Raw genomic sequence first — 13,483 nt, 5'->3', positions numbered from 1 at the left:
TGCTGCCGGCAGTTTACGGCGCCCGGACGGGCCGTGACGGCGCAGTGCCCGGCCGGGGGTCAGCGGCCGTCGCCGAGCGCCCCGACGATGAGGCGCGTGGTCCGTTCGGCGCGCCGCCGCGAGTAGGCCTGGGCGCCGGAGAGGAGGGGGTAGACGACGCCGCCGACGATGGCGTCCGCGGCCGATTCGGCGACCCCGGCGTCGATGCCCCCGGCCAGCAGCCGGGTCCGCACGCTGTCGTGCAGCGGCGCGCTGAACCCGGCGCGCAGCCGGACCGCCGTTTCCTCGTGCTCCATGCAGGCGACGGTCAACGTGCGCAGCATCGCCGAACCGCGGGCGGTGGTCAGGCTGGCGACCAGCTTGCCGACCCAGGCCACCAGATCGGCGGTCAGGTCGCCGCTGTCGGCGACGGAGGCCACGAGTTTGTCGGCGTCCTCGAGCATGACGTCGGCGACCAGCGCCGGTCGGCTCGGCCACCAACGGTAGATCGTCTGCTTTCCGACGCCCGCGCGGGCGGCGACCGCCTCGATGCTCAGGCCGTCGAATCCGCGCTCGAGCAGCAGTTCGCGGGTGGCGGTGACGATCGCCGTGCGCGATCTCTCGCTGCGCCGCCGCGGCGCACCCGCCTGGGTGAGATCGCTTGGCATGGGGGGGATCCTCACTGCGCATCAGCCCGCTTTACATCTCGCGACTACCCCCGGTAGTCTGCCACAAGACGAGACGGTCCGTCTTGTCTCGAGGCGGGTCGCCGCAGCGAGAAGCAGTCCCCAACCGCGGAAGGGTAGCAGCCCGTGCGGCCCACACCAGTCGCCCTCCGGCCGTCGTCATGACCCTCGGCCTCAGCCCGGAACAACAAGACCTCAGCGACGCCGTCGCGCAGTTCGCCGCCCGGCACGCCCCGATCGCCACCACCCGAGACCACTTCGACCAGCTCGCCGCGGGGCGGCTGCCGACGTGGTGGAAAACGTTGGTGGGCAACGGTTTTCACGCCGTCCACGTCCCCGAGGAGCTGGGCGGGCAGGGCGGTCGACTGATCGACGCGGCCTGCGTCCTCGAAGCGGCCGGCAAGGCGCTGCTGCCCGGGCCGCTGCTGTCGACGGTCACCGCGGGTGCGGTCGCGCTGCTCGCCGAGCCCACCCCGGCCGCGCAGGCCTTGGTGCGCGACCTGGCGGCCGGTGCACCGGCCGCGGTGGTGCTGCCCGACGACGGCGACTTCCGGGCGCGCGCCGAGGGTGGCCGGTGGTTGATCTCCGGCGCCTCGCAGGAGGCCGCGGGCCTGGGCGCGGCGCGACTGGTCCTGCTGGGCGCCCGCGGCGACGACGGCGTGGTCTGGGCTGTCGTCGACATCGAAAACCCCGCCGTGACAGTCGACTTGCTGCCGGGCACCGACCTGATCGCCGACACCGGCGTGCTGCGGGTCGACGACTACCGCGCCGCCGAGGACGCGGTGCTCACCGGACTCGACGCGGACCGCGCCCGCTGCGTCGCGCTGGGCCTGGTCGCCAGCATGACCTGTGGTATCGCGCAGTGGTGCGTCGAGGCCGTCACCGCGCACCTGCGCAGCCGCGAGCAATTCGGCAAGGTGATCGGCACCTTCCAGGCCTTGCAACACAGCGCCGCGATGCTGTTGATCAACAGCGAGCTGGCCACCGCGGCGGCCTGGGACGCCGTGCGCGCGCTCGACGAGTCCCTCGAGCAGCACCAGATCGCCGCGGCGGGCGCGGCGACCATCGCCATCTCGCCCGTGCCCGACCTGGTCCTAGACGCGCTGACCATGTTCGGCGCCATCGGGTTCACGTGGGAGCACGACCTGCACCTGTACTGGCGGCGGGCGATCAGCTTGGCCGCGTCGATCGGGCCGGCCAGCCGGTGGGCCCGGCGGCTGGGACAGCTGACCAGCACCCGCCAGCGGGACATGTCGGTCGATCTGGGCGACGCAGAGGCCGGCTTCCGGACGCAGGTGGCCGAAACACTGGACGCCGCATGCACACTGAGCAACGACCAGCCGGGGCGTCAGGGCGACTACGACGAATTCAAGATCGGGCCCCAACGCACCCTGATCGCCGAGGCGGGCCTCATCGCGCCGCATTGGCCGCCGCCGTGGGGCCTGGACGCCGGCCCGCTACGGCAGCTGATCATCGACGACGAATTCGCCAAGCGCCCGGACCTGGTGCGGCCCTCGCTGGGCATCGCCGAGTGGATCCTGCCGTCGGTCCTGCGCGCCGCGCCACCGGACCTGCAGGAGAAGCTGATTCCACCGACGCAGCGCGGCGAACTCGCGTGGTGCCAGCTGTTCAGCGAGCCCGGCGCCGGATCTGACCTGGCCGCGCTGAGCACTCGCGCCACCAAAGTGGACGGCGGCTGGAACATCAACGGGCACAAGATCTGGACGTCGGCCGCCAACCGCGCGGACTACGGCGCCCTGCTGGCGCGCACGGACCCCGAGGCGAGCAAACACCGGGGCATCGGCTACTTCATCCTCGACATGCGCACCCCCGGGATCGACGTGCACCCGATCAAGATGGCCACGGGCGAAGCGCATTTCAACGAGGTCTTCCTCACCGACGTCTTCATTCCCGACGAGATGCTGCTCGGCGACGCGACCGGCGGCTGGAACCTCGCGATCGCCACCATGGCCGAAGAGCGTTCGGCCATTAGCGGTTACGTGAAGTTCGACCGCGCCGCCGCGGTGCGCCGGCTGGCCGCCGAGCCGGGCCCGGACCGCGACGACGCGCAGCGCGCGCTCGGCGAACTCGACGCCTACACCAATGCCATCAAGGCGCTGGGTGTGCGGGAGACCATCCGGCTGCTCGACGGCCAGGCGTCCGGGCCGGCGTCGAGCATCGCCAAGGTCGCGATGAACGTGTTGCTGCGCAACACCTTCGAGGCCACCCTGCAGCTGACCGGCAAGCTGGCGATGGTCGCCGATTCCGACCCGCCCGTCGTGCGGCCGTACCTGCACCTGCCCGCCGAACTGATCGGCGGCGGCACCCGGGAGATCCAGCTCAACATCATCGCGCAGATGATCCTGGGCCTGCCGCGAAAGTAGGGCCGCCGAGCGTGCAACTGGCCGCCCGCTCCGGTGTGCGCCCCGCTTACATCTGCGCCCAGACGATCTTGGTCTGCAGGTAGGTCTCGATGCCGGCCTTGCCGGACTCATAACCCCAGCCGGACTGCTTGTACCCGCCGAACGGCATCGAGTGGTCGAACTGCATCTGACAATTGAGGCCGACCGTTCCGGCCTTGAGCCGCTTGGCCATTCGGTGTGCCCGACCGAGGTCACTCGTCCAGGTGGTGGCGGCCAGCCCGTAGGTGCTGTTGTTGGCCAGCGCGACGACCTCGTCCTCGTCGTCGAAGGGCAGGATGGTCACCACGGGTCCGAAGATCTCCTCTTGGAACAACCGGCTCGTATCCGGGTCCACGTTGGTGACGACGGTCGGGTGCACGAAATAGCCCTTGCGGTCCAGGCGGTGCCCGCCGGTGACCAGTTCCGCGCCGTCGGATCTGCCCTGCTCGAGGTAGCCCAGAACCCGGGTCAACTGCTTCTGGCTGATCAGCGGGCCGACCATGGCGCCCTCGTCCCTGGGGCCGCCGAGCTGCATGAGGTTGGCCATGTTGGCGATGCCCTCGACGACGCGTTCGTAGACGCCGCGCTGGGCGAAGATCCGCGAGCCGCACACGCAGGCCTGGCCGGAGTGGATGAAGGTGCCGAACGACGCCATCGGGATCGCGAGGTCGAGGTTCGCGTCGTCGAAGATCACGACCGGGGACTTGCCACCCAGCTCCAGCGTCACCTTGTTGAGGTTGCTGTCGGCCGCGGCGTGCACGATGGCCCGACCGACCTCGGTGGACCCGGTGAACGCGACCTTCTCGACGTCGGGATGCGCGGTGATCGCGGCGCCCGCGGTGTGGCCGTAGCCGAGCAGCAGGTTGACCACGCCCTCCGGCACCCCCGCCTCGGCCAGGATCCGGTCCAGCACGAGGGCCGACAGCGGCGTCTCCTCGGCCGGCTTGACCACGCTGCTACACCCCGCCGCCAGCGACGGCGCTAGCTTGGCGCAGAAGTTGAACACCGGGCCGTTCCACGGAAAGATCAGTCCGACAACGCCATACGGTTCCCGAAGCGTGTACGTGTGCAGGTGCGAGTCGACGCCGGTGAGACCGCCGGTGTTGACGTCGCGGGCGATGCCGTCGATCTTGGTGCACCACCCGGCGTAATAGCGGAACCACTCCGAGCCGACCTTGGTGATGATCTGCGCCTGCGCCGGCGGGATGCCGGCGTTGACCGATTCCAGTTCGGCCAGAATTTCGGCGTTCTGGTCGATCAGGTCGGCGACCCGCCACAGCACCTTGGCCCGGTCATAGTCGGGCATCCCCGACCACACCCCGGACTCCGCCGACGCCTTGGCCCGCGCGACGGCGTCGTCGACGGCCTCCGGGCCGCAGTCGGTGAATTCGGTGAGCTGTTCCTCGGTGGCCGGGTCGATGATCGGGATGACGTCCCCCGTGCCGGGTCGCTCGCGAATCTCGTCCAACACAGCCTGCACCGACATAAACCCTCCTGGCATCGTTGCGCGAATGGGGCGCCACGGCGAAGGTTATGCGCTTAACCGCGCGGTGTCCAGCCTCCGCTAGGTCGACGACCGGACGACCAGCTGGGCGATGTCGGTGAGCTCCGGCGACGGCGGGGCGGGATGCCCGAGCCGCTCGAAGACGGCGGCGACGGCGGCGTCGGCGACCGCCGCGGGGTCGAACTGCACGGTGGTCAGCGGCGGTGTGCTCATCACGCCCATCGGGCTGGCGTCGACGCCCATCACCGCCAGGTCGCCGGGGCAGGCCAGCCCCGCCCGGTGCAGCCCGTAGAGCACCAGGCACGCGATCTCGTCGCTCTGGGCGCACACCGCGGTCACCCCGTCGGCGACCCAGCCGGTCACCACCGTCGCGGCGTTGTCGAGGGTGACCTCGCCGACGCGCACGGGCGGCAGGTCACGCAGCCGCGCCGCTCGGGACACCCCCTCGAACCAGTAGTCACCCAGGGGGCGCCACCGGGCAATCCCGGTGTAGGCGAACGCGATTCGTCGATGCCCGCGCGAGACCAGATGGTCGACCCGCATCTCGCCGACGGCCAGATGCGGGTCACCGAGCGCGGGCAGCGTACCGATGTCGATGTGCGGAATGCCCGCGGCGCGCACCGCGTGCAACGCCACCGCGCTGAGCGGGAACAGGCTCGTCACCGCCACCGGATCCAGGTTCTGGATCGCGTCGACCACGTGCTGGTCGTCATCGGTCTCGAAGATCTGCACCTGCAGCAGACCCTGCCGCGCCAGCGCTGTCGTCATCCGGCTGCCGGCCTGCATCGGCATCTCACCGACGGCCACGTGCGGGACCACGTAGAGCACGACGCCGCCCTTGCCGCGGGCGAGGTTGCGCGCGGCGAGGTTGGGCCGGTAGCCGAGCAGCTTCGCGGCCCGGTAGACCGCTTCGCGGGTGTCGGCGGAGATGCGGCGGCCCTCGGCGTTGTTGAGCACGTAACTGACCGTGGCGGTGGACACGCTGGCCAGGCGGGCGACGTCGGCGGTGGTGGGTCGCGCGGCTTTATCGGTGCTCACTGCCTCACCTTCCGCGCCCGGTCATGCCTCATCGTGGCACGCCGACACCTCGCGGCGCGCGCGCCCCGCGAATCGCCGGCGAGAGCAGTCGGCCTGCCGCACGAAGGGGCCGCGGGTGCGCGCGGAAATGCATGCGGTCATCCCCGACCTGACGCTGCCCTACGGCACCGCGTGCCGGCCAGACCGGCTCACCCCGCCGACCGGGCGCCGAGCGCCACGGAACGGTAAGCCGTGCCGCGGGATTCGCGCTCCCAGAGGATGTCGCCCCCTTCGCAAGCGGTGCCCTGCGCGATCAGCTGGCGCTTGAGAACCTTGTGGGTGGCGGTGCTGGGCAGGTCGGCCGCGATGCGCAGGTAGCGGGGGCGCGCCTTCGGGGACAGGTCCGGCTGCGCGGCCAAGAACGCCTCGAACTCCGCGGGCTGCAGCGTGTGGCCGTCGTTGAGGACGACCGCGGCCATCACCTGGTCACCGACATGGCCGTCCGGGACGGCGTACACGGCCACCCTGTTGATAGCGTTGTGCCGCAGCAGGATCCGTTCGATGGGGGCGGCGGCGAGGTTTTCGCCGTCCACCCGCATCCAGTCCGCGGTGCGCCCGGCGAGGTAGATCCAGCCGTCGGCGTCGCGATACGCGAGGTCGCCCGACCAGTACATGCCGTGCCGCATCCGCTCGGCGTTGGCCTGCGGGTCGTTGTAGTAGCCGGTGAAGAAGCCGGATCCCGCGGTGTTGACCAGCTCGCCCACCGCCTCGTCGGCGTTGAGCAGCGCCCCGTCGGCGTCGAAGCGCGCGACCGCGCATTCGGTGACGGTGTCGCTGTGGTAGATCGCCACCCCGTCGGCGCCCCGGCCGATCGACCCCTTGGGCGTGCCGGGTTCGCGGATCACGATCACGGCGTTCTCGGTCGACCCGAAACCGTCTTCCACCTGCACGCCGAACCGCCGCCCGAACTCCTCGATGTCTTTATCGTTGGCCTCGTTGCCGAACGCCACCCGCAGCGGGTTGTCGGCATCGTCGGCGCGGCGCGGCGTGGCCAGGATGTAGGCCAACGGTTTGCCGACGTAGTTCATGTAGGTGGCGTTGTGGCGGCGGATGTCGTCGAGGAAGCTGCTCGCCGAGAACTTCGCAGGCACGATTGCGGCGCCCGAGCACACCGCCGGCGCCCAGCCCGCCACGACCGCGTTGGAGTGAAACAGCGGCATCGAGACGTAGCAGGTGTCCCGTTCGGTGAGGTCGAAGCGCTGCGCGAGGCTGAGACCGGCGACGGTGGCCATGAAGTGAGACACCTGCACCGCCTTGGGATTGCCGCTGGTGCCGGAGGTGAAGATCATCATGAACGCGTCCATTGCGGTGACGTCGCGGTGCGGCGTCAGCGCGCTCGCGGCCTCGACGAACTCTGCCCACTGCGGCGTCGAGCTGTCGAGGATCCGGACCGCGCCCAGGTCGAGGCCGTCGAGCAGCGGGCGGTGCTCGGCGTCGGTCACCACGAACTGGCAGTCCGAGCGCCGGACGTCGGCGGCCAGGGCGTCGCCGCGGCGGGTGGTGTTCAGGCCGCACAGCACGTAACCGCCGAGCCCGGCGGCCGCCATTTGGCTCAGCATCTCGGGGGTGTTGCCGAGCAGCGCGCCGACGTGCATAGGCCGTTGCGGGTCCGCCGCGGCGATCAACGCCGCCGCCCGGGCCGTCGCCCCAGCCAGGTAATCACGCCAGGACCATTGCGCGTCTTGATGTTTGACCGCGACCGCCGGATCGGCCAGGCGCTTGCGCAGCAGCGCTTGAATCGTGTCGTCAGTCATTGTCCGGGTGCACCTTCACTCTGCCGTGCGAGACGAGACGGTCCGTCTTAGGATAGCCGCCGCCTCGGCGCCGCCGCGCCGCGGCGAGGGGCCGGCATCGCGGAGGTGTTGTGCAAAGCTTCACGCCCCTGTCGCGCAGGATTTCCCGGCCACGGCCGCGCGTATCCCGGCTCGGCCGGGGGCTTCGGCGATGATTGCCCCATGTTGTTCGAACTTGGCAGGTCGCTCGTGCTGCTGCGGAATCGCGCCCGCGGGCTCCGGCGCGCCACCGCGCGCCCGCAGCCCATCCAACCCGCCGGGCGTCGCGACGGCCGGCGTTGCGAGCCGGGGGGCACCGCGCCGTAACCGGCGTCCGGCGGCGTTATCCGCCGACCATCATCAGGCCGCCGTCCACGGCGAGCAGTTGCCCGGTGATGAACCGCGAACCCGGCCCGGCCAGGAAGACCAGCATCGGTCCCACGTCCCGGGCGGGGTCACCGAGCGCGCCGCCGAGCGGGATCATCATCTTCATCTGCTGATCGATGAGCGCGCCCGCCTCCGGACCGAGAAAAGCGCGCAGCCGGTCGGCGCCGGGCGTCTGCACCGCGGGCGCCAACGCGTTGACGGTGACGTTGTCGGCGGCCCACGCCTTGGCGGCCGAACGTGTCCAGGCCTGCACCGCGCCCTTGGTCGCGGCGTAGACGGCCGAGATCGGGCTGCCCATCACGGCTTCCGAGGAACCGAAGTTGATGATCCGCCCACCCCGGGGATCCTGGCTCTTCATCACCGCGTAGACAGCCTGATTGGTGAGGATGGTCGCTTTGACGTTGGTGTCCAACAGGAACGAGATGTCGTCGGCGTCGATGTAACCGGGGATGCCGGCCTGCCACAGGCCCGCCGCGTTCACCAAGACGTCGAGTCCGCCCAACCGTTCGGCCGCCTGCTGCACCATGGCCGCGACGGCGTCCGCGTCGCGCACGTCGCACTGCAGCCAGCCGGCCGCGAGGTTGTCCGGCGGCGGCGTCTGGTGATAGGTGGCCACGACGTCGGCGCCGGCCGCGGCCAGGGTGCCGACGGCGGCCGCGCCGATGCCGGTGGCTGCGCCGGTGACCAGGATCCGCCTACCGCGCAGCGGCAACGTCGCGTCTGACATGGGCACGACGCTACCGCCGCGGCGGCGCAGCGCTACGCGGGCACCGCGATCGACGACAGCAGGTCGGCGAGCCGGTCCGGCTGGTCCAGCATGGAGAAGGTGCGCGCGTCGGCGATCACCTCGAGGCGGGCCTGCGGAATGAGCTGCGCCAACCGCGCGCCGTCGGCCTGCTCGAAGAACACGTCGTCGGCCGACCACGCGATGAGCGCCGGCTTGTCGAATTCGGGCAACCGGGCGGCCACCGCCGTGGTCACCTCTTGGCGCAGCGACAGCGTGAAGCGCCGCAGGTCTTCGGTGATCGCCGGGTCGGACAGTGCCGGCCGCACCCACTGTTGCGTGAGGTCGTCGATGTCGGTGTGCGCCAGGCCGGCATAGGCGCGCCGGCGCGCGGCCGGCAGGCGCATGGCCTGGGCCGCCGCCCGGAACGTCGCCTTGGACGCGGCGGCCAGAATCAGCGGCTTGAGAATCGGCGGTGGAAAGTGTTCGAATGCATCGCAACTCGTGAGGACGAGCGCGCCCAACCGCTCCGGGTGGTGTACGGCCACCATCTGCGTCAACACCCCGCCGGTGTCGTTGCCCACCAGCACCACGTCGCGCAGGTCGAGGGCCTGCAGTGTTTCGGCGACCATGTCCGCGACCCCGGCGATGGTGCGGTCCGCGCCGCGCCGCAGCGGCTGCGGATGCGCGCCCAGCGGCCAGGTGGGCGCGATGCATCGCAGGCCGCGCTCGGCCAGCCTCGTCCCGACGGGCCGCCACAGTTCGCCGCCCATCATGTAGCCGTGCACGAAGACGACGGGCCTGCCGTCGCTGGGTCCCGTCGCTTCGTAATGGATCGTTCCGGCACTAATGTCGATCGTCGACATGAAAACTCCTCTGGTTACCCGATACATTTACAAACAGGCTGTCTGTTCGTAAGTTACCGACAGGCTGTATGGAAAGCAAGAGACGGACCCAAGAAGAGCGCTCCGCGGCCACCCGCGATGCGCTGATCGCCGCCGCCCGCAAGCTGTGGGGGCTGCGGGGTTATGCGGAGGTTGGCACCCCGGAGATCGCCACCGCGGCGGGGGTCACCCGGGGCGCGATGTATCACCAATTCGCGGATAAGGCAACGCTATTCCGCGAGGTGGTCGAGGTGGTCGAGCAGGACGTCATGGCGCGGATGGCCGCGGTGGTCGCCGGATCGGGGGCGAGCACCCCGGCCGACGCGATCCGCGCCGCGGTCGACGCGTGGCTCGAGGTATCCGGCGATCCCGAAGTGCGCCAGCTGATCCTGCTGGACGCGCCGAGCGTGCTCGGCTGGGCGGAGTTTCGCGACGTCGCCCAGCGCTACAGCCTGGGCATGACCGAGGAGCTCCTGACCGAGGCCATCCGCGCCGGCCAACTGGCCCGCCAGCCGGTGCGCCCGCTGGCGCACGTGCTGATCGGCGCGCTCGACGAGGCGGCCATGGTCATCGCCACCGCGGACGACCCGAAGCGCAGCCGCCGGGAGACCCGCCAGGTGCTGCACCGGTTGATCGACGGATTGCTAGAGCAACGATAACCGTTGCGCCGCACGACAATCAGCGGACTTGCGCGACGCCGGCGATGACACCCTGCAGCAGCCGATCGAGGCGCTCGGCGTCCTGCACCGCCGGCTGATTGGCGACGAACGTCAGCATGATGCCGTTGATGAACGCCAGCGTGGCCACCGCCTGGTCGTCGATCAGCGCGGGGTCGGGGTCGCTGCCCGCCGGGTGCCACTGGGTGACGACCCCGCGCGCCAGCGCGTAGAGCCGCTTCGCGGACGCGTCCAGGATCGCGGCCAGCTCCGCGTCCCGGCCGGCGAGCAGGGCCAGCTCGTAGCGCGCCTTGGCGCGGGTCAGCCACGGCTCGCTGTTGACGTACATGACGATCCGCGCCAGCCCGGCGGTGCCCGCGAAATCCGTTGACGTGTCGGCGAGTTCGGCCATCCGGGAGAAGTCGGCGACGTCGAGCTCGGTGAGCCGGGCCGCCACGGCGTGCAGCAGGGACTTGCGTGTTCGGAAGTAGAACGAGGCGGTACCGGCCGGCACCCCGGCGCGGTCGTCGACCTTCGGGTGGCTCACCCCGTGCAAGCCGGCGCCGCCGAGCAGCGCGATCGCGGCGTCGGCGAGGTCGCGCCGCCGCTCGGCCGCGTTGTGTCTCCTAGCGATGCGTCCAGTCTAAAACTGGCCGCAGTTGGGCGCGGTCGGTTCGCCGTTGAACCGGGCGGCGATCCACTGCATGGCCGGCTCGCCGTCGACGAGCATCGGCAGGGCGTGGTTGAGGACGAGCTTGTTGAGGAAGGGCGGCTCTTCGTTGGTGCGCATCTCGACGTCGGCGCCCTGGGCGCACCAGTCGTTGGCGAGTTGCACGACGGGACCATGGGGCACCAGTGGGTCGTAGCGGTTGCTGTCGAGCAGCACTGGCGCGTTGGGCTTGTGGCGCCCGATCCGCTGGTCGTCGAGCAGTGTGCTGAAGGGTTCCTCGTTGACCAGCTGGTTGATGTCCTCGGTGAAGTAGGGCTGCAGATGCCGGAACATGAAGTCGATGATGGTTTGGCCGACGCACTGGCGCGACACCGATTCCAGCATCGCCAGTCCCCGCGGCGTCATCTTGGAACGGATGACGTCGGCGAATTCCGGGTAGGCGGCCATCACGCTGTTGAGCGCATAGCCGACGACACCGACCAGCGCGCTGCCGTCCGCGTAGGGGAACAGCTCCTTCAGGTCGGCCGGTGGCGCCCCGGCATAGGTGCCCACGATGTGCAGTTCCGGGGCGTAGGAGGCGGCCAGCTCTGCCGCCGACGCGGTGGCGCCGCCACCCTGGGAATAACCCCAAAAGGCCACGGGGCCATGCGGATCCAGCGATGTCCCCGGCAGCTGCTGCGCCGCGCGGGCGGCGTCGAGCACGGCCTGGCCCTCCGCGATCCGCCCGACGTAGGTGTGCATCGACGGCGTGCCCAGGCCCTGGTAATCGGTCATGACGATCGCGAAGCCGCGCGCGACCATCGTGGCGACGAACAGCTCCTCGTAGTTGAACATGATGTCCCAGCCACCCGAATAGTGGATGCCTTGGTTGAACATTCGCGACGGCGCGCACTGGTTACCCTGCCCCTGCGTGCCGGGCGCGTAACTGAGCAACGGCCGCGGCCCCTTGCCAGGCCAGTCGTTGTAGGGCTCGAAGTAGGTGCCGGTGACCGCGATCGGATTGCCGCGAGTGTCGGTGCTGCGGTACATGATTCGCGTCCCGGTAGCCATAATTGCCCCGAGCTGGCCGGACGGTTCGAGCACCAGGCGCGACGGCTCGGTCCGGATCAGGTCGCCCGGTTTGCCCGGTGGCAACGGGTCCGGTGGCGCATAGAACTCCGCGTATTGCGGCTCGTCGCCGTCGGCGGCCGCATTTCCGGTTCCGAGCAGTGCCGCGACCGCAACCAGCAGCACCACACACAAGCCCCCACCCCAGCGCATAACGGAACGCTAACAACGGCCGCTCTCCGGCGGGGGCATTTCTCTAAAATATTAGAGATTCGGGCGGCGCGGCGGCCGCGCGGTTTCGGGCGGCGCGGCGCCCGGCGGGCTACGGAGTCTTCAGGAACACGTCGTTGAGGGTGACGGTGCGCAGGTTGCGCGACCGGATGGTGTCGACGAGCTCGGGGTAAACGTGCGTCACCGGCAGGTGATTGAGGTGACCGATGACGATGGCTTGGGGGGTGAAGTACTTGTCGGCCATCTGCACGATGTAGTCCTCGGTGATGAGCGTCGAATCCGACAGCGAGCCCGACCACAGCGTCGGCACCGTGTAGCCGAGATCGGCGGCGACGGCGTCGACGGCCGCGTTGCGCTTGGCGTACGGCGGCCGCCAGTAGGGCTTGGCGCCGATCCCGTAGGTCTTCTTCAAGAACTCGTCGTTACGCGTGAGTTGTTGCGAGACTTGCTCTTTGGTCAACGAGGTGAGGTCCGGGTGCGACCAGGTGTGGTTGCCCAGCTGGATCTGGCCGCTGTCGACCAGCGGGCGCAGCATCTCCAGGTTCTCGGTCCAGGAGTCGTAGACGCCGTTGACGAAGTACGTCAGCCGCACGCCGGTGTCCTTGGCGAACTGCGTGTAGGCGCGCACCACCTCGCTGTTGACGCCGTCGTCGACCGTCAGCGCCAGCAGGTCACCGTCACCGGGAATCTTCATCAGCGCCCCGCCGCCGGGCAGGGGTATGCGGGTGTCGGCCGGAGGCGGCGGCAGCAACGCCATGGGCGCGACCGGACCCGACGTCGGGACGTCCAGAGCCGGCGTCTGCGCGAAGGTGCGCGGCTGCGGGTCCACGATCAGGCGGGCCGCCCCTACGCCGGCGACCACGGACGCGGCGAGGGATCCCAGGAACTGGCGCCGATTCATGGCCGGCACGCACGCGCGCGGCGCGGCGCGGGCGGGTTCCCCGGGGAACCACCGGCGGGGCGGAGCTTGGCAGCCACAGCAGCGAACCGTACCACTACCTGCACCGATATGGCGGATGCGGCCCCGGAGGGTCGGCTGTGAATTCCCGGCCGGCCGCTAGCCGCCGTGCGGCAGCGGCACCGGTTCGACGCTCGGCGTGCCCAGCGTGCCGGCCAGCCACGGCAGCGCCGCGGTGAACGCCTCGGCGGCGAACGGCCAGTCGTGCTTGCCCGGCTGGGTCACCACGGCGCAGGAGATCCCGTTGGCGGTGGCCGCGGCGCACAGCGCGCGGGCCGCGGCGTCCTGACCCTCGGGGTTGGCGTTGGGATCGCTGCCGGCGAGGGTGGGGTTGCCCTGCTCCGCGAGGCTGTGGGCGTCGCCCGACCCGGGAACGTCGAACCACCCGGACAGGCCGGTGTAGCGGCCGTGGCGCGTCATGACGGTGATCGGGTCGAACGCCGCCCAGGCGGCCTGGTTTCCGCCGTACAGCTTGGCGACGGTCACGTCCTTGGGACCGACATTCG

The 13,483-nt window shown here is 70.3% G+C and carries 11 protein-coding genes and 1 pseudogene; 2 read left to right on the top strand and 10 right to left on the bottom strand.

What is annotated here, in order from left to right:
* Window positions 1-59: 59 nt before the first annotated feature.
* Window positions 60-647 (bottom strand): TetR/AcrR family transcriptional regulator, encoded by a 588-nt coding sequence (locus tag A5700_RS01525; protein WP_068069825.1) that lies wholly within the window; start codon window positions 645-647, stop codon window positions 60-62.
* A 179-nt stretch (window positions 648-826) separates the two neighbouring features.
* On the opposite strand from A5700_RS01525, the gene A5700_RS01520 reads away from it, so the two are divergent.
* A complete protein-coding gene (locus A5700_RS01520; protein WP_068069824.1) occupies window positions 827-3,049 on the top strand; it encodes an acyl-CoA dehydrogenase in 2,223 nt (740 codons plus the stop codon).
* Between the two features lie 46 nt (window positions 3,050-3,095).
* Here the strand turns inward: A5700_RS01520 and A5700_RS01515 are convergent, their stop codons facing one another.
* From A5700_RS01515 to A5700_RS01495, 5 genes are all read right to left on the bottom strand, one after another.
* Complete coding sequence (locus tag A5700_RS01515; RefSeq protein ID WP_068069821.1) at window positions 3,096-4,553, bottom strand: aldehyde dehydrogenase; 1,458 nt, start codon at window positions 4,551-4,553, stop codon at window positions 3,096-3,098.
* Between the two features lie 78 nt (window positions 4,554-4,631).
* Window positions 4,632-5,609, bottom strand: coding sequence for a LacI family DNA-binding transcriptional regulator (locus A5700_RS01510; RefSeq protein ID WP_068069819.1), 978 nt, complete (start codon window positions 5,607-5,609; stop codon window positions 4,632-4,634).
* A 188-nt stretch (window positions 5,610-5,797) separates the two neighbouring features.
* Window positions 5,798-7,402, bottom strand: coding sequence for a fatty-acid--CoA ligase FadD1 (gene fadD1, locus A5700_RS01505; RefSeq protein WP_068069817.1), 1,605 nt, complete (start codon window positions 7,400-7,402; stop codon window positions 5,798-5,800).
* A gap of 361 nt (window positions 7,403-7,763) precedes the next feature.
* Entirely contained in the window at window positions 7,764-8,534 is a 771-nt protein-coding gene (locus A5700_RS01500) for an SDR family NAD(P)-dependent oxidoreductase (protein ID WP_068069816.1), read from the bottom strand.
* A gap of 32 nt (window positions 8,535-8,566) precedes the next feature.
* Complete coding sequence (locus tag A5700_RS01495; protein WP_068069814.1) at window positions 8,567-9,397, bottom strand: alpha/beta fold hydrolase; 831 nt, start codon at window positions 9,395-9,397, stop codon at window positions 8,567-8,569.
* Window positions 9,398-9,465: 68 nt separating this feature from the next.
* Between A5700_RS01495 and A5700_RS01490 the strand changes: the two genes are divergently transcribed.
* Window positions 9,466-10,074, top strand: coding sequence for a TetR/AcrR family transcriptional regulator (locus A5700_RS01490; protein ID WP_068069812.1), 609 nt, complete (start codon window positions 9,466-9,468; stop codon window positions 10,072-10,074).
* 19 nt (window positions 10,075-10,093) lie between these two features.
* On the opposite strand, the gene A5700_RS01485 is transcribed toward A5700_RS01490, so the two are convergent.
* The 4 genes and pseudogenes from A5700_RS01485 to A5700_RS26460 all read right to left on the bottom strand — a co-directional run.
* Window positions 10,094-10,705 (bottom strand): TetR/AcrR family transcriptional regulator, encoded by a 612-nt coding sequence (locus A5700_RS01485; protein WP_255377848.1) that lies wholly within the window; start codon window positions 10,703-10,705, stop codon window positions 10,094-10,096.
* A 9-nt stretch (window positions 10,706-10,714) separates the two neighbouring features.
* On the bottom strand, window positions 10,715-12,001 hold the full coding sequence (locus A5700_RS01480) for a lipase family protein (protein WP_068069809.1): 1,287 nt from the start codon (window positions 11,999-12,001) through the stop codon (window positions 10,715-10,717).
* A 109-nt stretch (window positions 12,002-12,110) separates the two neighbouring features.
* Window positions 12,111-12,920, bottom strand: a complete 810-nt coding sequence (locus tag A5700_RS01475) for a polysaccharide deacetylase family protein (RefSeq protein WP_068069808.1) — start codon at window positions 12,918-12,920, stop codon at window positions 12,111-12,113.
* 156 nt (window positions 12,921-13,076) lie between these two features.
* Window positions 13,077-13,483, bottom strand: a pseudogene (locus tag A5700_RS26460) (esterase family protein); the annotation flags it as partial.

Origin of the sequence: Mycobacterium sp. E1214, assembly GCF_001666755.1 — a bacterium.
Lineage (GTDB): Bacteria > Actinomycetota > Actinomycetes > Mycobacteriales > Mycobacteriaceae > Mycobacterium.
This window is presented reverse-complemented; position numbering and strand designations above follow the sequence as displayed.

Coding starts and splice junctions, on each gene's coding strand:
- A5700_RS01525 (WP_068069825.1), bottom strand. CDS start 647: ATGCCAAGCGATCTCACCCAGGCGGGTGCGCCGCGGCGGCGCAGCGAG.
- A5700_RS01520 (WP_068069824.1), top strand. CDS start 827: ATGACCCTCGGCCTCAGCCCGGAACAACAAGACCTCAGCGACGCCGTC.
- A5700_RS01515 (WP_068069821.1), bottom strand. CDS start 4,553: ATGTCGGTGCAGGCTGTGTTGGACGAGATTCGCGAGCGACCCGGCACG.
- fadD1 (WP_068069817.1), bottom strand. CDS start 7,402: ATGACTGACGACACGATTCAAGCGCTGCTGCGCAAGCGCCTGGCCGAT.
- A5700_RS01500 (WP_068069816.1), bottom strand. CDS start 8,534: ATGTCAGACGCGACGTTGCCGCTGCGCGGTAGGCGGATCCTGGTCACC.
- A5700_RS01495 (WP_068069814.1), bottom strand. CDS start 9,397: ATGTCGACGATCGACATTAGTGCCGGAACGATCCATTACGAAGCGACG.
- A5700_RS01490 (WP_068069812.1), top strand. CDS start 9,466: ATGGAAAGCAAGAGACGGACCCAAGAAGAGCGCTCCGCGGCCACCCGC.
- A5700_RS01480 (WP_068069809.1), bottom strand. CDS start 12,001: ATGCGCTGGGGTGGGGGCTTGTGTGTGGTGCTGCTGGTTGCGGTCGCG.
- A5700_RS01475 (WP_068069808.1), bottom strand. CDS start 12,920: ATGAATCGGCGCCAGTTCCTGGGATCCCTCGCCGCGTCCGTGGTCGCC.